The following is a 17,449-nucleotide window of genomic DNA, read 5'->3' on the forward strand; positions in this document are numbered from 1 at the left end:
GCTTTTACTGCATGTTCATAGAAGAATACTTTTCCAGCTCTGTTGAAAAATAAAATTACACAACAGAATCAATATTAAATTTCTATTACTCCCTTTATTAGTATTAAACATATTTATTATTTTATTAAAGAGTGTTTATTATTACCACTATTTGATAATTAAGTAACCATATATTTATATTTAGCTCATGTGAGATATATCAATAACTGAATTGAGAAAATAGCTAAGATAAACAACATGCTTAGCACTTGGTCCAGGAATGGGTGTGACAATATTTAATTACTGGGGTAAAACTGCCTGCGGAGTCAGTGATGGTGGCGATGGGTACCATTTATTGTGCTGGCATTCGCTGGATGTCGCGGCCGTAGGGTATTGGATGGTAAAAAATAATATTTATCGTCTCGACAGTTATCTACGTGAGCTGGGGCTGGATAATACCGAGCAGGCGGCGCAATTTTTCTCCTGGCTGTTGTGTTGGCACGATATCGGCAAGTTCTCTCACTCCTTTCAGCAATTATTTCGTCACCCCCATCTATCTTGTCCTAATGAAGCCTCACGGCATTATGAAAACATTCCCCACGCCACGTTAGGTTACTGGCTGTGGAATCATTATTTAAATGATTATCCCGATTTACTCCCGCCCTCCACATTACCTGCCCGCAAGCTTAAGCGTGCTATTGCTATGTGGATGCCGTTGACGACAGGGCATCATGGCCGTCCTCCCGAATCCAGGCAGGTAGTCAATAACTTCCGCCAGCAGGATAAAGAAGCCGCGCGCGATTTTCTGCTGGCGATAAAACCGCTGTTCCCTCTGGTTACGATCCCTGAATACTGGGACGAGGACGACGGTATTGAACGTATCAATCATTTTTCCTGGTTTATTTCAGCGGCGGCAGTGCTTGCCGACTGGACCGGTTCTTCAACGCGTTATTTCCCGCGTATAGCGGAAAAAATGTCCGTTACGCAGTACTGGGAGCTGGCGAAGAATAAAGCCAAAGAGGCGGTTTCTGTTTTTCCTCCGGCTGCGGAAATTGCCCCGTTCTCCGGTATTACGACGATGTTTCCCTTTATTCAGGATCCAACGCCGTTACAACAAAAGGCGCTGGAGCTGGATGTTAGCTGCGATGGTGCTCAGTTATTTATTCTGGAAGATGTCACGGGTGCCGGAAAGACGGAAGCTGCACTGATTCTGACACACCGATTAATGGCGGCAGGAAAAGCCCAGGGGTTTTACTTTGGCTTGCCGACAATGGCAACCGCGAATGCCATGTTTGATCGCATGGCCGCAAGCTGGCTGGCGTTGTATCAGCCGGATTCCCGCCCCAGTCTGGTGCTGGCGCACAGTGCACGGGGACTGATGGATCGCTTTAATCAGTCGATCTGGTCGGGTGATCTGGCTGGCTCAGAAGAGGCGGACGATTCGCAGCCTTTCAGCCAGGGCTGTGCCGCCTGGTTTGCAGACAGCAATAAGAAAGCGCTGCTGGCCGAAGTGGGCGTCGGTACGCTGGATCAGGCCATGATGGCGGTAATGCCGTTTAAGCACAGTAATTTGCGGATGCTGGGACTCAGTCAGAAGATCCTGCTGGCTGATGAGATCCACGCCTACGATCACTATATGTCCCGGCTCCTGGAAGGGTTGATCGAAAAACAGGCCCGTGACGGTAATCCCACCATTTTGCTTTCAGCCACGCTCTCTCAGCAGCAGAGAGAGAGGTTGATTACGGCGTTTGCGAAAGGCGCAAAATGTGATGCTGAAGCACCGCTATTAGGTTATGACGATTATCCCTGGTTAACCCAGGTTACCCGTTCAGAAGTAGTGTCCTTACACGTGGCAACCCGCAAAGCAGTAGAACGCAGCGTCAATATTGGCTGGTTATACGATGAGCAGGCGTGCATTGAACGCATCGGGCAAGCGGTGCGTCACGGCAAGTGTATTGCCTGGATACGTAATTCCGTGGATGACGCAATCCGCATTTCTCGCCAGCTGGTTTCTCAGGGCGTCGTTGCGCCTGAAAATCTTACCCTCTTTCATAGCCGTTTTGCTTTTTACGATCGCCAGAGCATTGAATCCCGGACGCTCGATCTCTTCGGTAAGCAAAGCGCGGCTCAACGTCGCGGCAAGGTCATTATCGCGACCCAGGTTATTGAGCAGAGCCTCGACATCGATATGGATGAAATGATCTCCGATTTAGCGCCGGTTGATTTACTGATCCAGCGTGCGGGGCGGTTGCAAAGACATATCCGCGATCGCCATGGGCGAATAAAAACCTCTGGTCATGATGAGCGCGATACACCAGAGCTGCTGATTCTTGCTCCCGAATGGGATGACGCGCCGCGCGAAGACTGGCTATCCAGCGCCATGGGCAATAGTGCTTACGTCTATCCCGATCATGGTCGCCTGTGGTTGACCCAGCGCGTACTCCGCCAGCATGGGGAAATTCGGATGCCGCATTCTGCCCGACGGCTTATCGAATCCGTGTATGGCGAAGACGTCGGGATGCCTGGAGGATTCGCCAGGACAGAACAGCAGCAGGAAGGAAAATTCTACTGCGATCGGGCATTTGCCAAACAGAACCTCATCAATTTTGTACCGGGCTATAGCACGGAAAGCAGCGATGTACTGCCGGAAAAACTGTCGACGCGGCTGGCTGAAGAGTCCATCACTCTGTGGCTGGCGAAGATTGTCGACGGGATCGCAGTGCCTTATGCGTCCGGGGAAAACGCATGGGAGATGAGTGCATTGCGGGTGCGCCAGGGATGGTGGGAAAAACATAAAAATGAGTTTAAACGGCTGGAGGGCGAGACATTGCGGAAATGGTGTGTAGAGCAACATCAGAATAAGGAATTTGCCGTCGTAATTGTGGTGTCGGAGGTTGCGGATAGTGGCTATTCGGCAAGCGAAGGATTAATCGGAAGTATGGAGGTTAAGTAGATACCCAAATGAATAATTTTTCACTTTTAACCACCCCCTGGCTTCCCGTGCGCTTTAAAGATGGCTCTATGGGTAAGTTAGCCCCCGTCAATCTGGCGGATGAAAATGTTATTGATATTGCCGCTGTGCGAGCCGATTTACAGGGGGCCGCCTGGCAGTTTCTGCTGGGATTGCTGCAATCCAGTATCGCGCCGAAAAACCGATCTCGCTGGGAGGATGTCTGGTTCGATGGGATAAGCGCAGATTCACTGCATCGTGCGCTGGAATCGCTGGAACACGCCTTTCAGTTTGGCGCCGATACGCCCTCTTTTATGCAGGATTTCGAGCCGCTAACCGGGGAGAAGGTCTCCATTGCTTCGCTGTTGCCGGAAGTTCCCGGTGCGCAGACCACCAAATTTAATAAAGACCATTTTGTTAAGCGTGGCGTAACGGAGCGCCTCTGCCCGCACTGTGCGGCGCTGGCGCTATTCTCGTTACAGTTGAATGCCCCCTCGGGTGGCAAAGGGTATCGTACCGGCCTTCGCGGCGGTGGGCCGATGACTACGCTTGTCGAATTGCAGGCGTACCAGGGCAACTGGCAAACGCCGCTGTGGCGCAAGCTGTGGCTTAACGTGATACCGCAGGATAGCGCCGACATGCCGTTGCCTGCCTCTTACGATGAGTCCGTTTTCCCCTGGCTTGCCGCCACCCGCACCAGCGAACAGGCGAATGCCGTCACAACACCTGAGCAGGTAAATCCGTTGCAGGCCTACTGGGGAATGCCGCGGCGTATTCGCCTTGACTTCAGTACCCTCGAGTCCGGCGCTTGTGACCTCTGTGCAACCCATAGCGATGAGCTACTCAGCGGCATGACGGTAAAAAACTACGGCGTTAACTATGAAGGGTGGCGACATCCGCTCACACCTTACCGCCTGCCGCTCAAAGAGGGTAGCGGTCTCTATTCCGTTAAGCCGCAGCCCGGCGGGCTTATCTGGCGTGACTGGCTGGGGCTAAGTCAAGAAGGCGCTTCGGAAAATAACACGGAATACCCGGCACTGGTGGTTAACGCTATCAGGGCGTGTGACCTGAATGGTGCCAGAGTTGGGCTGTGGGGGTTCGGTTATGACTTCGACAATATGAAAGCACGCTGCTGGTATGAGCATCATTTCCCGTTGCTGTTAACTGAAAATATTATTCCCGACCTGCGTCAGGCAGCGCAAACCGCATCACGCAATCTTAGTCTGCTGCGTAGCGCGTTAAAAGAGGCCTGGTTTGCTGACGCCAAAGGCGCGCGCGGCGATTTTAGCTTTATCGATATTGATTTCTGGAATCGCACCCAGGGACGTTTTTTGCAGCTGATTCACGAACTTGAAAACGGCCAGGATCCGGAGGGCTGCCGAAGACAATGGCAAGCGGACAGCTGGCTGTTTACCCGCCGCTATTTTGATGACCACGTATTTACCAATCCTTATGAGGGTGTCGACCTAAAACGCATCATGATGGCGCGGAAAAAATATTTCACCAAATCGGCGGAGAAGCAGAGTGCCAAAGCCGCCAGAGCTAAAAAGCAGGAGGCTGCTGAATGAAAATAGTGAAGGACGATCACCGAGTGACGTTACGTCAGTGGCATGCCGGGCTACAGGATAAGCGCGCTCTGCGTGCCAGCCTGCGTCACAGTAAAACGGTGACTGAGGCCTGTCTTTCAGAAGGGTTCCGTTCCCTGCTGATGCAAACCCATTCGTTATGGAGGAGTGACGCTCAGGAGTGGCGCTTTACCGCGCTGGCGATCACGGCGGCACTGGCGGCCCACGTTAAATCCATTGATGAACGACAGACGTTTGCTACACAGCTGGGCCAGATGATGGGTAACAAGCCGGTGATGTCGGAACTGCGCTTTTCCCGCTTATCGGCGGTAAAAACGGCCGACGAACTCCTGCGTCAGCTGCTGCGGGCGGTGCGGTTGCTGAATGGCACTGTCAACCTGCCTTCTCTGGCGGAGGATATTTTCTACTGGTGCCGGGAAAACGACGAATTGCAAAACCACATTCGTCGTCAGCAACGACCGACCGAATGTATTCGCGTTCGCTGGGCTATGGAGTATTTCCAGGCCGGTGATGCAGGTAGCGACAATAACAACGAACAATAAGGACTTAATAATGACGACATTTATTCAGCTGCACTTACTGACTGCTTATCCGGCTGCCAACCTGAACCGCGACGACACCGGCGCGCCGAAAACGGTTGTACTCGGTGGGGCGACGCGTCTGCGGATTTCTTCCCAAAGTTTGAAACGCGCGTGGCGCACTTCTGAGTTGTTTGAGCAGGCGCTAGCGGGGAACATCGGTATTCGTAGCGGACGTATTGCGCGCGAGGCCGCTAAAATCCTGGTAGAGCGCGGCATTGAACCGAAAAAAGCGGTTGAATATGTTAAGAATATCGCCAACTGCTTTGGCAAGGTAAAAGCAGAAAAGAAACCAAAAGATGAGCTAACGAATGCTGAAACCGAGCAACTGGCGCACGTTAGTCCCGCCGAGTTTGACGCAGTGAAAGCGTTGGCACACCGCCTGGCAGAAGAAAATCGCCCGGCGACGGAAGAGGAAGCTGCGCTACTCCGTAAAGATCGCATGGCTGTCGATATTGCGATGTTTGGTCGCATGCTGGCCAATAAGCCGGAGTTCAACGTAGAAGCAGCCTGCCAGGTGGCCCATGCCTTCGGCGTTAGCGAAACCATTGTGGAAGACGATTTTTTTACCGCCGTGGACGATCTGCGTCAGGCATCAGCAGAAGATGCCGGGGCAGGGCACCTCGGAGAGACGGGGTTCGGCTCAGCGCTGTTTTATACCTACATCTGCATCGACAAAGACCTGCTGGTGAAAAACCTGAACGGTAATGAAGAGCTGGCGAACAAAACCCTGCGCGCTTTTACCGAAGCGGCACTGAAAGTCTCGCCAACCGGCAAGCAAAACAGCTTTGCCAGCCGCGCCTATGCCTCCTGGGCACTGGCGGAAACGGGAACAGATCAACCCCGTTCACTGGCGGCGGCATTTTATAAGCCGATCAATGGCAGCAATCAGCTTGAGGTGGCCGTCAGACGCATTACCGAACTGCGTGAAAATATGCAAAAAGTCTATGGCGAGAAGAGCCAATCTGTTCACTTTGATGTTATGCAGCGGCAGGGAAGTATGAAAGACGTCCTGGACTTTATCTGCGCATAAGGGGCGGCCATGAGCCAATATCTGGTTTTTCAGCTACATGGGCCAATGGCTTCGTGGGGTGTTGATGCGCCCGGCGAAGTGCGCCATAGCCATGAGTTGCCCTCGCGTTCGGCGCTGCTCGGTTTACTGGCGGCCGCGCTGGGTATCTGTCGTGATGAAGAGGCGCGACTGAATGATTTCAATCAGCACTACGCCTTTGTGCTCTGTGCCAGCAAAGAACCGCGCTGGGCGCGAGATTACCACACGGTGCAGGTGCCGAAAGAGGTGCGTAAAGTCCGCTATTTCAGTCGTCGTGAAGAGCTAAGCGATCCCGAACTGCTGAGTGCGCTGATCTCAAGACGGGACTACTACACCGATGCCTGGTGGATGGTGGCGCTCACACAAACAGCCGATGCACCTTGTACGCTGGAGCAGTTGCGGGATGCGTTACAACATCCGGTATTCCCGCTCTATCTGGGACGCAAAAGTCATCCTCTGGCTTTACCGCTTTCGCCACTGTTGCTGAACGGCACCGCGCCGGAGGTGCTCAACGAGGCGTACCATCATTATCGGGATAAACTCAACGCCCTTAACATCAGACTGGCGAAACTGCAGCCTCAATGCTGGTGGGAAGGTGAACATGACGGCCTGGAATCCAATAAAGTCCTGCGTCGTCGTGACAGGCCGATAAGCCGCCAGCGGTGGACGTTTGGCGAGCGTACCGTTAATCAGGGACCCTTGCTGATCAAGGAGGAAACGTGTATCTGTCAAAAATAACGCTGCATACCAGCCAGCTTTTGCCGTCACAGCTCTCACAACTGGTGGAGCGCGGTGAATATATTATGCACCAGTGGCTGTGGGAGCTTTTTCCCGGCAGCCAGGAGCGGTCGTTTCTTTATCGTCGTGAAGAGTTGCAGGGCGCGTTTCGCTTCTTTGTTCTTTCATCATCCCCTCCTGAAAAAAGCCAAATTTTTGACATCGAGCAGCGACCCTTTGCGCCGGTATTAAGCGCCGGGCAGGCTCTGCGTTTTAGTCTGCGCGCTAACCCAACGGTGTGTAAGGGCGGTAAACGTCACGATCTATTAATGGAGGCGAAGCGTCAGGTTCGGAGCCAGTTCGAGGGGCCGGATATCTGGCAATATCAGCAGCAGGCGGCATGCGACTGGCTGGCCCGCCAGGGGACGCTTAATGGTTTTTCATTGCATGAAGTGAATGTAGATGCTTACCGGCAGCAGCAGATCATTCGGGCAAAAACGCGGCAGATGATCCAGTTCAGTAGCGTGGACTATTCCGGTGTACTGGTGGTCAACGATCCGGGGCTTTTCTTACAGCGTCTGACTCAAGGATACGGCAAAAGCCGGGCTTTTGGCTGCGGGTTAATGCTGATCAAACCAGGAGATTGCGCATGACATTTGTGCCGCTCAGCCCGATCCCCCTGAAAGATCGTACGTCGATGATTTTTCTCCAGTACGGTCAGATCGATGTGCTTGATGGCGCTTTTGTGTTGATCGATAAAACGGGCATCCGCACGCATATTCCGGTGGGGTCAGTCGCCTGTATCATGCTGGAGCCGGGGACGCGAGTTTCTCACGCGGCAGTACGCTTAGCCTCTACGGTGGGTACGCTGCTGGTATGGGTGGGGGAAGCGGGAGTACGGGGTTATTCTTCTGGTCAGCCAGGCGGTGCCCGCGCGGACAAACTGCTGTATCAGGCGAAGCTGGCTTTGGATGATGATTTGCGCCTGAAAGTGGTGCGCAAAATGTATGAACTCCGCTTTCGTGAAGCTCCGCCAGCGCGCCGTTCTGTTGAACAATTACGCGGCATTGAAGGGGCTCGTGTGCGCCAGACCTATGCATTACTGGCGAAGCAATATGGCGTGAAGTGGCACGGTCGCAATTACGATCCTAAAGCCTGGGAAAAAGGGGATGTAATAAATCAGTGTATTAGCGCTGCAACATCGTGTCTTTACGGGATCACTGAAGCTGCGGTGCTGGCTGCAGGTTATTCACCCGCAATTGGATTTATCCATAGTGGTAAACCGCTTTCCTTCATTTATGACATTGCCGACATCATAAAATTTGACGCTATCGTACCCAAAGCATTTGAAATTGCTGCGCGTGCCCCTTCTGAACCCGATCGGGAAGTTCGGCTGGCGTGCCGAGATATTTTTCGTAGCAGCAAATTAACTGGAAAACTGATCCCTCTTATTGAAGATGTCCTGGCTGCCGGTGAGATTGAGCCGCCTAAGCCTGCGCCAGATATGTTACCTCCCGCAATACCGGAGCCTCAGCCACTGGGGGATGATGGGTATCGGGGGCGCGGCTAATGAGTATGGTCGTTGTAGTAACAGAAAATGTACCGCCGCGTTTGCGGGGGCGGCTTGCCATCTGGCTACTGGAGATCCGGGCTGGTGTATATGTCGGTGATGTCTCCAAACGCGTGCGGGAGATGATCTGGCAGCAAATCATCCAGTTGGGTGGGGTTGGAAATATCGTTATGGCCTGGGCGACCAACACGGAGTCAGGTTTTGAGTTTCAAACCTGGGGGGAAAACAGACGTATTCCGGTAGATTTGGATGGACTGAGGTTGGTTTCTTTTATTCCTTTTGAAAATCAATAGGTTCCACGCTCTTTAACAATGGGGAAATGTTGAACCATGGTTGGTAGATTGTTAATCGATGAAAATGGCCATTAAAAACAGAAAGATAAGATTAGTGTGTTCCCCGCGCCAGCGGGGATAAACCGAAATCCTAATCACTGGCAATCAGGCCGGGCTGGTGTTCCCCGCGCCAGCGGGGATAAACCGCTGTCAGAATTGCCCACGTCCAGCTTTAACGCGTGTTCCCCGCGCCAGCGGGGATAAACCGCGGAAAAGTTAAGGCGGTAAACGAACCGCAATGTGTTCCCCGCGCCAGCGGGGATAAACCGTATCTGGGAATGAAACCACGGACGGCAGAGGAGTGTTCCCCGCGCCAGCGGGGACAAACCGAGGCATTCAAAAAGATTAGGCAGCACCGGAACGTGTTCCCCGCGCCAGCGGGGATAAACCGCTGTGGGCGTGGACGGAGCGGTGTCCTTCCCTGTGTTCCCCGCGCCAGCGGGGATAAACCGAGGTGCGCCTTCACAACATTAAGCTCCCGGAAGTGTTCCCCGCGCCAGCGGGGATAAACCGCGAACTTATGTTTTCTTTTTACAGTCTGTAAAGTGTTCCCCGCGCCAGCGGGGATAAACCGCTTGCTGGAGTTCGCTATAGGCTTTGATTGCTGTGTTCCCCGCGCCAGCGGGGATAAACCGAAATCAGCGTAGCAGAGGCCAAAAAGCGAGGCGTGTTCCCCGCGCCAGCGGGGATAAACCATCATCAGCGGGAACAGGCACACCAGAATCAGCGTGTTCCCCGCGCCAGCGGGGATAAACCGGGAAATCAGGGCCGTTTTTGTATTTGTGCTCGGTGTTCCCCGCGCCAGCGGGGATAAACCGCTCTCCCGCTCCTGACTGATGCCTGGCAATCGGTGTTCCCCGCGCCAGCGGGGATAAACCGTGACCAGCTCGCAGATTTCCATGAAGGATCTGGTGTTCCCCGCGCCAGCGGGGATAAACCGCGATTTTACTGTGTCATTACGCGGTCGGAGTGGTGTTCCCCGCGCTAGCGGGGATAAACCGTCATCGCCTCTCAGCAATATCAGGCACTGGCAGTGTTCCCCGCGCCAGCGGGGATAAACCGTTTTCAACACGCGCTTTCATTTGTCCGGGCTGGTGTTCCCCGCGCCAGCGGGGATAAATCGCAGAGTATAAAGGTTTAGTCGCACCTGGTGAGGTGTTCCCCGCGCCAGCGGGGATAAACCGCGCACGTACACAAAGGCGGCGGCCAGGGCTTTGTGTTCCCCGCGCCAGCGGGGATAAACCGTTCGCAACAGTGGCGGGGGCTAACCAACTGAGGTGTTCCCCGCGCCAGCGGGGATAAACCGCATGAACGTGGATTACCCAACCGGCGTGGAGCGTGTTCCCCGCGCCAGCGGGGATAAACCGGGAGAACGGTGCTGGGGTTTCTGGGTGATTTTGTGTTCCCCGCGCCAGCGGGGATAAACCGTATTTAGGCATGAAAGCATCCACGGCTGAAAAGTGTTCCCCGCGCCAGCGGGGATAAACCGTCGTAACTACCCGGCAGGTGATCAGCCACCTGGTGTTCCCCGCGCCAGCGGGGATAAACCGGCCTCATTCCTGTTCTGAAGTATCTATTCAGGGTGTTCCCCGCGCCAGCGGGGATAAACCGCAGATTGAGCGCGTACAGCAGGAGAAGGGCAAGTGTTCCCCGCGCCAGCGGGGATAAACCGCTGTGGCGGTTATTTCGGATTTTCGGGTATTAGTGTTCCCCGCGCCAGCGGGGATAAACCGATTACCTAACCCCCGCACAGGCAGATTCAAAAGTGTTCCCCGCGCCAGCGGGGATAAACCGGAAAAGAAATTCGGTTTTGTTCGGAGTTTCAAGTGTTCCCCGCGCCAGCGGGGATAAACCGCAAACGGGCGGCGCTACTGCTTACTGGGTTAGCGTGTTCCCCGCGCCAGCGGGGATAAACCGAATACTGTGCCGACCTGTTTACGGTTGTTTTTGTGTTCCCCGCGCCAGCGGGGATAGACCGTCCAGAGGAGAGGCTGTGTAAGAACCTCAGGGGTGTTCCCCGCACCAACGGGGATAAACCGCCGCCACGCCGTTCCGACGTGTCGGGTGCGTGCATGTTCCCCGCGCTAGCGGGGATAAACCGCAATTAGCTTCGGCGTTTTTTATAATCTAATGTTTAATAAGGAATTTTCCATGCCTGAAAATACCAACAGACCAGTTAAAGCTCTTGAGCTGCAACCCTTTTACTCAGACTTTAATTTTATAGGGATTTTTTCCCCGCTTTCGCCAGCTCTTTCACCAGCGGCAGCATAATACGCACCACATCGCGACTGCGGTGTTCTATGCGCTGCGGCAGGGTTTTATCAATGTACTGCTGATTATCCAGTCTCACGTCATGCCAGCTGGTGCCATCCGGGAACGCTTTCGACTTCGCCCGTTGCTGGTAGCCATCTTTTTTACCCAACGACCAGTTAGTTGCTTCAACATACAGCACCGGGATCCCGGCCTTATCAAACACCTCACCATCGTTGCAGCAACCTGTTCCTTTCGGGTAGGCCGCATTGCCACCGGGGTTGGTGGTGGCGAAAATGCCGTGCGCACGGGCTAACGTCAGCGCGCGGTCCCGGGTGATCTTACGCACCGGGGCCGGGGTGGTTTTGCCGCTATTAAAATAGAGTTTATCGCCCACGATTAAGTTATCGAGATTGATCACCAGCAGCGTATTTTTTTTCTCTTTCTCGCTCATGCGATTCAGTACATTTTCGGCCCCAAGTCGTCCCTCTTCTTCGCCGCTGGTGGCAATAAAGCGCACGCTATACTGGGTCGGAATATCTTTCAGGCGTTCTGCCAGCTCCAGCATCACCCCGACGCCGGCTGCGTTGTCATCAATCCCCTGTAGCGTTAAGCCGCCCAGGTTGTTATCCACATCGTTATCGCTCATCGGCGCGAAAGTATCGAGATGGGCGAGAATAATAATCTGCTGTGCCGTTTCGCCCTCATGCGCTGCAATCACCGTGCTGCCGATGACGTTATGCCAGTTTTGCGTACGATTGCGGGAGGTATAGATATAGCGGCTGTGGAAGGTGCGGATATCACTCTGATACCCCATTCCGGCGAACTGCTGACGCACATAATCGGCGGTAAGCATTTCGGCGGGCGTTCCGGTCATGCGTCCGGGAAACACGGTGGCAATGTGTCGTGCCTGTTCGGCGGCCATTTCACCAAAAGGGTGGGTTTTTGCCTGAACGGGGAAGATACAGCAAACGCCGAACGCCAGGGCAGCGATACGGTGGCGCATTGCGGAAAACATAGGGGAGTCCTTAAAAACAGAGCAAAAAATTTGACGCGCCTAGTATGAAACTGTGATCGGCCTTACACAATTTGATTTGCTCTTAAATACCCGAAAAATCGCGCGTTAAGCACTTTTTGATATTAGCTTTTTCAGGGCGTTATTCCATTGAGTAACTACTCATTCCAATTCGTAATTTCATTCGATCTTAGCCGCCCCCTATAGTCCCACTATTCCTGATTGTTAGTGAGTTGTAGCACTGTGGACTACCTGCCGTTATTTGCTGCCATTAAAGATCGACCCGTACTGGTTGTTGGTACGGGCGAGGTCGCCGATCGTAAAATTGCCTTTTTACATAAGGCAGGTGCGCGCGTGCAGGTCATTACCGGTGCCGAATTCGAGCCCAGCATGCTCGATCACGTGGTACTGGTCATCGCCGCAACGGACGATCGCGAGCTGAACCGCCAGGTCTTTAATGCCGCGAATGCCCGTCACCGTCTGGTGAACGTGGTGGATGACCAGCCGCTGTGCTCGTTTATTTTCCCCTCTATCGTTGACCGCTCGCCCCTGCTGGTTGCCATCTCTTCCGGTGGCAATGCACCGGTGCTGGCGCGTCTGCTGCGTGAAAAAATAGAGGCCCTGCTGCCAGCGAACCTTGGCCGCATGGCCGCGGTAGCGGGTCAGTTTCGTGAACGTCTGAAAACGGTGATTACCACCACCGACGGTCGCCGTCGCTTCTGGGATCGCGCTTTCCGCGGTCGCTTCGCCAGTCTGATGGCGGCGGGTAATCAGGCCGAAGCGGAACAACACCTGGAAAACGCACTCGCCTCCGGGCAGGGGGCAAATGGCGAAATTATTCTGGTCGGCGCCGGGCCGGGAGATGCCGGGTTGCTGACCTTACGCGGTTTACAAGTGATCCAGCAGGCTGACGTGGTGTTTTACGATCACCTGGTTACCGACGGCGTGCGCGAGCTTATTCGTCGCGACGCCGAGCAGATCTGCGTGGGTAAACGGGCGGGAGAGCACTCTATTCCGCAACATGAAACCAACCAGATGCTTATTGCGGCAGCCAAAGCGGGTAAAACCGTGGTGCGCCTGAAAGGGGGCGATCCCTTTATCTTTGGTCGCGGCGGTGAAGAGCTGCAGGCCGCGGCGGAAGCGGGCGTCCCGTTCCAGGTGGTGCCGGGCATCACGGCCGCCTCGGCGGTAACGGCCTATGCCGGTATTCCCCTTACGCATCGTGATTTCGCCCAAAGCGTCACCTTTGTTACCGGGCACTACAAAGCCGACAGCACCCCCTTCGACTGGTCTCACCTGGCGCAAAGTCGTCAGACCCTCGCTATCTACATGGGCACCATGAAAGCGGCGGACATTAGCGAACAACTGATTCAACACGGTCGCGATGCAGCAACGCCCGTTGCCGTGATCTCTCGCGGCACGCGCGCCGATCAGCATGTCGCCATCGGCACATTACACAACCTTGCAACCCTGGCGAAAGACGCCCCTATGCCCGCCCTGATTGTGGTGGGTGAAGTGGTGCAGCTGCATAGCACGCTCGCCTGGTTCCAGCACACAACCGAGACGGAAGGCTTTGGTTCTTCTGTTGTAAATTTGGCTTAAGGAACGGTTATGGACCAAAAACGACTTACTCACCTGCGGCAGCTCGAAGCGGAAAGTATTCATATCATTCGCGAAGTGGCCGCCGAGTTCTCCAACCCGGTGATGATGTACTCCATCGGCAAAGATTCCAGCGTGATGCTGCACCTGGCGCGTAAAGCGTTCTATCCAGGCACGCTGCCGTTCCCGCTGCTGCACGTGGACACTGGCTGGAAATTCCGTGAGATGTATGAATTCCGTGACCGCACCGCCAAAGCCTATGGCTGTGAGCTGCTGGTGCATAAAAACCCGGAAGGGGTGGCGATGGGGATTAACCCGTTCGTGCACGGCAGCGCCAAACATACCGACATCATGAAAACCGAAGGGCTGAAGCAGGCGCTGAATAAATACGGTTTTGACGCAGCCTTCGGCGGCGCGCGCCGTGACGAAGAGAAATCCCGCGCGAAAGAGCGTATCTACTCCTTCCGCGATCGTTTCCACCGCTGGGACCCGAAAAACCAGCGTCCGGAGCTGTGGCACAACTACAACGGCCAGATTAACAAGGGCGAAAGCATTCGCGTCTTCCCGCTCTCCAACTGGACCGAGCTGGATATCTGGCAGTACATCTATCTGGAAAATATTGAAATCGTTCCGCTGTACCTGGCCGCAGAGCGTCCGGTACTGGAGCGCGATGGCATGCTGATGATGATTGATGATGACCGTATCGACCTGCAACCGGGTGAGGTGATCAAAAAACAGATGGTGCGTTTCCGTACCCTCGGCTGCTGGCCGCTGACCGGCGCGGTGGAATCTCACGCGCAGACGCTGCCGGAGATCATCGAAGAGATGCTGGTCTCCACCACCAGCGAGCGACAAGGCCGCGTCATTGACCGCGACCAGGCAGGCTCCATGGAGCTGAAGAAACGTCAGGGTTATTTCTAAGGAGCCGCCATGAACAGCACAATTGCACAACAAATTGCCGACGAAGGCGGGGTTGAAGCCTACCTGCATGCTCAGCAGCATAAAAGCCTGCTGCGCTTTTTGACCTGCGGCAGCGTCGATGACGGGAAAAGCACCCTGATTGGTCGCCTGTTGCACGACACACGCCAGATTTATGAAGATCAGCTCTCGTCGCTGCATAACGATAGCAAGCGTCACGGGACTCAGGGCGAAAAGCTCGACCTGGCGCTGCTGGTGGACGGCCTGCAGGCAGAGCGTGAGCAGGGCATCACCATTGACGTGGCCTATCGCTACTTCTCCACCGAAAAGCGCAAATTTATTATTGCCGATACCCCGGGGCACGAGCAGTACACCCGCAACATGGCCACCGGCGCCTCCACCTGCGACCTGGCCATTCTGCTGATGGATGCGCGTAAAGGGGTGCTGGACCAGACTCGCCGTCATAGCTTTATCTCCACGCTGCTGGGGATCAAACACCTGGTGGTGGCGGTCAATAAAATGGATCTGGTGAACTTCAGCGAAGAGACGTTCAACCGTATTCGTGAAGAGTATCTGACCTTTGCCGAGCAGTTGCCGGGTAGCCTTGATATCCGTTTCGTGCCGCTCTCTGCGCTGGAAGGGGATAACGTCGCCTCCCAGAGCGCAAATATGCCCTGGTATAGCGGCCCGACGCTGCTGGAAGTACTCGAGACCGTAGAGATCCAGCGTGTAGTCGATACCCAGCCAATGCGCTTCCCGGTACAGTATGTCAACCGGCCGAACCTCGACTTCCGCGGCTTCTCTGGCACGCTGGCGTCCGGCTCTGTGCAGGTAGGCCAGCGCGTTAAAGCGCTGCCGTCCGGCGTTGAATCGGCCATCGCCCGCATTGTGACCTTCGATGGCGATCTCCAGGAAGCGGGGGCGGGTGAAGCCGTAACTCTGGTACTAAAAGACGAAATTGATATCAGCCGTGGCGACCTGCTGGTGGATGCCCAGGAAAGGGTAAAAGCGGTGCAGGGCGCTGCCGTGGATGTGGTGTGGATGGCTGAACAGCCGTTGACCGCAGGCCAGAGCTACGACATTAAAATCGCGGGCAAGAAGACCCGTGCCCGCGTGGACGGTATTCAGTTCCAGGTGGATATCAATAATCTGACTCAGCGCGATGTCACTGAACTGCCGCTGAACGGTATTGGCCTGGTCGATCTCACCTTCGACGAACCGCTGGTGCTGGACGCTTATCAGCAGAATCCGGTCACGGGCGGACTGATCTTTATTGATCGTCTGACGAACGTCACGGTAGGCGCCGGTATGGTACGCCAGCCTAATGAAGAGGCTGCCGTCGTCTCTGAATTCAGCGCCTTTGAACTGGAGCTGAACGCGCTGGTGCGTAAGCACTTCCCACACTGGGGTGCACGCGATCTGCTGGGAGGCAAGTAATGGCGCAACATGATGAGAACGTCGTCTGGCATCCTCATCCGGTTACCGTCGCGCAACGCGAACAACTCCACGGTCACCGTGGGGTTGTGCTGTGGTTTACCGGGCTTTCGGGCTCGGGTAAATCGACCGTTGCCGGGGCGCTGGAGGAGGCGCTTCATCAGGCGGGGGTCAGTACGTATCTGCTTGATGGCGACAACGTACGCCACGGCCTGTGTCGCGATCTGGGCTTTAGCGATGATGATCGCAAAGAGAATATTCGCCGGGTCGGTGAGGTGGCCAGCCTGATGGCCGACGCCGGGCTGGTGGTCCTGACGGCCTTTATCTCTCCGCACCGCGCCGAGCGGCAGATGGTACGCGAGCGCGTGGGTAACGACCGTTTTCTGGAGGTCTTTGTCGATACGCCGCTGGCCGTATGTGAGCAGCGCGATCCGAAGGGCCTGTATAAGAAAGCGCGCGCGGGCGAGCTGAAAAACTTCACCGGAATTGATGCCGTTTACGAAGCGCCTGAAACGCCTGAAATTCACCTGCAAGGTCAACAATTGGTAACAAATTTAGTAGGCCAATTATTAGACCTGCTCAGACAGGGCGATATTATCAGATCCTGAGACGGTATCGGGCTTAGGCTTCCCCGATGTGTCATGGTACAGGATTAGCGATGCGTAACAGCGAAAATTACATTATCACCAGGTCGGAAACAGTAGCGACTAACGACGAGACGACCTGGTCTTTCCCTGGGGCGATCGTCGGCTTTATCTCGTGGCTTATGGCGCTGGGCATCCCGTTTCTGATTTACGGCAGTAACACGCTGTTTTTCTTCCTCTATACCTGGCCTTTCTTCCTGGCGCTGATGCCCGTCGCGGTTGTGGTCGGCATTGCGCTGCACTCGTTGCTGGATGGCAGACTGCTTTATAGCGCCCTCATCACCATTGTGACGGTCGTCGTCCTGTTCGGGCTGTTATTTTTGTGGCTCATGGGATAAGTTCAGCCATAATTCAAACCGTAACCAACTATGTGCAATGGTGTGCTGGCGCGAATCTGCGGAAAAAATGTGGTACATTTGCCCGCGATGTTGCGGCATCTCTGTAGCCCCAGAGTAGAGTCGTGGGGAAAGTTATGGGATGATGATGCCGTTTTTCAGGGGGCAGGATGGGTAAACTTACGCTGCTGTTGCTGGCTTTGCTGGTCTGGCTTCAGTATTCGCTGTGGTTCGGTAAGAACGGCCTTCACGACTATAGTCGCGTCAGCGATGACGTGACGGCACAGCAGGCGACAAACGCCAAACTTAAAGCGCGAAACGATCAACTTTTTGCCGAAATTGATGACCTCAATGGCGGGCAAGAGGCGATTGAAGAACGTGCACGCAATGAACTCAGTATGACTAAGCCGGGCGAAACCTTCTATCGTCTGGTTCCGGATGCGTCTAAACGCAACCAGGGCTCTGTACAAAACAATCGATAATTAGCCCGG

The 17,449-nt window shown here is 54.6% G+C and carries 15 protein-coding genes and 1 CRISPR repeat array; of the genes, 14 read left to right on the plus strand and 1 reads right to left on the minus strand.

The window, feature by feature from the left end; translation table 11 throughout:
- Positions 1-265 precede the first annotated feature (265 nt).
- The 8 genes from cas3 to cas2e are packed head-to-tail and all read left to right on the plus strand — an operon-like array spanning position 266 to position 8,724.
- A complete protein-coding gene (cas3, locus tag B3511_RS17730) occupies positions 266-2,932 on the plus strand; it encodes a CRISPR-associated helicase Cas3' (protein WP_286783953.1) in 2,667 nt (888 codons plus the stop codon).
- 8 nt (positions 2,933-2,940) lie between these two features.
- The gene (gene casA, locus B3511_RS17735) at positions 2,941-4,497 is read left to right on the plus strand and encodes a type I-E CRISPR-associated protein Cse1/CasA (RefSeq protein WP_286783954.1); all 1,557 of its coding nucleotides are present in this window, start codon (positions 2,941-2,943) and stop codon (positions 4,495-4,497) included.
- Positions 4,494-5,057, plus strand: a complete 564-nt coding sequence (casB, locus tag B3511_RS17740; protein WP_286783955.1) for a type I-E CRISPR-associated protein Cse2/CasB — start codon at positions 4,494-4,496, stop codon at positions 5,055-5,057. Before casA ends, casB begins: the two co-directional genes overlap by 4 nt.
- A 10-nt stretch (positions 5,058-5,067) precedes the next feature.
- Positions 5,068-6,126, plus strand: a complete 1,059-nt coding sequence (cas7e, locus tag B3511_RS17745; RefSeq protein WP_286783956.1) for a type I-E CRISPR-associated protein Cas7/Cse4/CasC — start codon at positions 5,068-5,070, stop codon at positions 6,124-6,126.
- A gap of 9 nt (positions 6,127-6,135) precedes the next feature.
- A complete protein-coding gene (gene cas5e / locus B3511_RS17750) occupies positions 6,136-6,882 on the plus strand; it encodes a type I-E CRISPR-associated protein Cas5/CasD (RefSeq protein WP_286783957.1) in 747 nt (248 codons plus the stop codon).
- Positions 6,864-7,514 carry a type I-E CRISPR-associated protein Cas6/Cse3/CasE gene (cas6e, locus tag B3511_RS17755; protein WP_286783958.1) on the plus strand — a complete coding sequence of 217 codons (651 nt, stop codon included), beginning with the start codon at positions 6,864-6,866 and terminating at the stop codon, positions 7,512-7,514. Before cas5e ends, cas6e begins: the two co-directional genes overlap by 19 nt.
- The gene (gene cas1e, locus B3511_RS17760) at positions 7,511-8,431 is read left to right on the plus strand and encodes a type I-E CRISPR-associated endonuclease Cas1e (RefSeq protein ID WP_286783959.1); all 921 of its coding nucleotides are present in this window, start codon (positions 7,511-7,513) and stop codon (positions 8,429-8,431) included. Before cas6e ends, cas1e begins: the two co-directional genes overlap by 4 nt.
- Entirely contained in the window at positions 8,431-8,724 is a 294-nt protein-coding gene (gene cas2e, locus B3511_RS17765; RefSeq protein ID WP_286783960.1) for a type I-E CRISPR-associated endoribonuclease Cas2e, read from the plus strand. The genes cas1e and cas2e overlap by 1 nt, the downstream gene beginning before the upstream one ends.
- A gap of 96 nt (positions 8,725-8,820) precedes the next feature.
- Positions 8,821-10,864: direct repeats of the CRISPR family, unit length 29 nt; unit sequence GTGTTCCCCGCGCCAGCGGGGATAAACCG.
- Positions 10,865-10,981: 117 nt separating this feature from the next.
- Here cas2e and B3511_RS17770 read toward each other — a convergent pair.
- Positions 10,982-12,031, minus strand: a complete 1,050-nt coding sequence (locus tag B3511_RS17770; protein WP_286783961.1) for an aminopeptidase — start codon at positions 12,029-12,031, stop codon at positions 10,982-10,984.
- Between the two features lie 240 nt (positions 12,032-12,271).
- Between B3511_RS17770 and cysG the strand changes: the two genes are divergently transcribed.
- The 6 genes from cysG to ftsB all read left to right on the plus strand — a co-directional run bounded on the left by cysG (position 12,272) and on the right by ftsB (position 17,440).
- Positions 12,272-13,630, plus strand: a complete 1,359-nt coding sequence (cysG, locus tag B3511_RS17775; RefSeq protein ID WP_286787649.1) for a siroheme synthase CysG — start codon at positions 12,272-12,274, stop codon at positions 13,628-13,630.
- A gap of 9 nt (positions 13,631-13,639) precedes the next feature.
- Positions 13,640-14,548, plus strand: a complete 909-nt coding sequence (gene cysD / locus B3511_RS17780) for a sulfate adenylyltransferase subunit CysD (RefSeq protein WP_040074253.1) — start codon at positions 13,640-13,642, stop codon at positions 14,546-14,548.
- Positions 14,549-14,557: 9 nt separating this feature from the next.
- A complete protein-coding gene (gene cysN / locus B3511_RS17785; RefSeq protein ID WP_040074254.1) occupies positions 14,558-15,982 on the plus strand; it encodes a sulfate adenylyltransferase subunit CysN in 1,425 nt (474 codons plus the stop codon).
- Positions 15,982-16,587: an adenylyl-sulfate kinase gene (cysC, locus tag B3511_RS17790; protein ID WP_046886153.1), complete on the plus strand. Its 606-nt coding sequence runs from the start codon at positions 15,982-15,984 to the stop codon at positions 16,585-16,587. The genes cysN and cysC overlap by 1 nt, the downstream gene beginning before the upstream one ends.
- Positions 16,588-16,637: 50 nt before the next feature.
- Entirely contained in the window at positions 16,638-16,961 is a 324-nt protein-coding gene (locus B3511_RS17795; protein WP_040074256.1) for a DUF3561 family protein, read from the plus strand.
- Positions 16,962-17,128: 167 nt separating this feature from the next.
- Positions 17,129-17,440, plus strand: a complete 312-nt coding sequence (ftsB, locus tag B3511_RS17800; RefSeq protein WP_040074257.1) for a cell division protein FtsB — start codon at positions 17,129-17,131, stop codon at positions 17,438-17,440.
- Positions 17,441-17,449: the final 9 nt, after the last annotated feature.

Source organism: Leclercia sp. UBA1284, assembly GCF_002308415.1.
Lineage (GTDB): Bacteria > Pseudomonadota > Gammaproteobacteria > Enterobacterales > Enterobacteriaceae > Enterobacter > Enterobacter pneumoniae.

What these genes read in the sequence shown, in the direction of transcription:
- casA (WP_286783954.1), top strand. Translation starts at nt 2,941, where the DNA reads ATGAATAATTTTTCACTTTTAACCACCCCCTGGCTTCCCGTGCGCTTT.
- casB (WP_286783955.1), top strand. Translation starts at nt 4,494, where the DNA reads ATGAAAATAGTGAAGGACGATCACCGAGTGACGTTACGTCAGTGGCAT.
- cas7e (WP_286783956.1), top strand. Translation starts at nt 5,068, where the DNA reads ATGACGACATTTATTCAGCTGCACTTACTGACTGCTTATCCGGCTGCC.
- cas5e (WP_286783957.1), top strand. Translation starts at nt 6,136, where the DNA reads ATGAGCCAATATCTGGTTTTTCAGCTACATGGGCCAATGGCTTCGTGG.
- cas1e (WP_286783959.1), top strand. Translation starts at nt 7,511, where the DNA reads ATGACATTTGTGCCGCTCAGCCCGATCCCCCTGAAAGATCGTACGTCG.
- cas2e (WP_286783960.1), top strand. Translation starts at nt 8,431, where the DNA reads ATGAGTATGGTCGTTGTAGTAACAGAAAATGTACCGCCGCGTTTGCGG.
- B3511_RS17770 (WP_286783961.1), bottom strand. Translation starts at nt 12,031, where the DNA reads ATGTTTTCCGCAATGCGCCACCGTATCGCTGCCCTGGCGTTCGGCGTT.
- cysD (WP_040074253.1), top strand. Translation starts at nt 13,640, where the DNA reads ATGGACCAAAAACGACTTACTCACCTGCGGCAGCTCGAAGCGGAAAGT.
- cysN (WP_040074254.1), top strand. Translation starts at nt 14,558, where the DNA reads ATGAACAGCACAATTGCACAACAAATTGCCGACGAAGGCGGGGTTGAA.
- cysC (WP_046886153.1), top strand. Translation starts at nt 15,982, where the DNA reads ATGGCGCAACATGATGAGAACGTCGTCTGGCATCCTCATCCGGTTACC.
- B3511_RS17795 (WP_040074256.1), top strand. Translation starts at nt 16,638, where the DNA reads ATGCGTAACAGCGAAAATTACATTATCACCAGGTCGGAAACAGTAGCG.
- ftsB (WP_040074257.1), top strand. Translation starts at nt 17,129, where the DNA reads ATGGGTAAACTTACGCTGCTGTTGCTGGCTTTGCTGGTCTGGCTTCAG.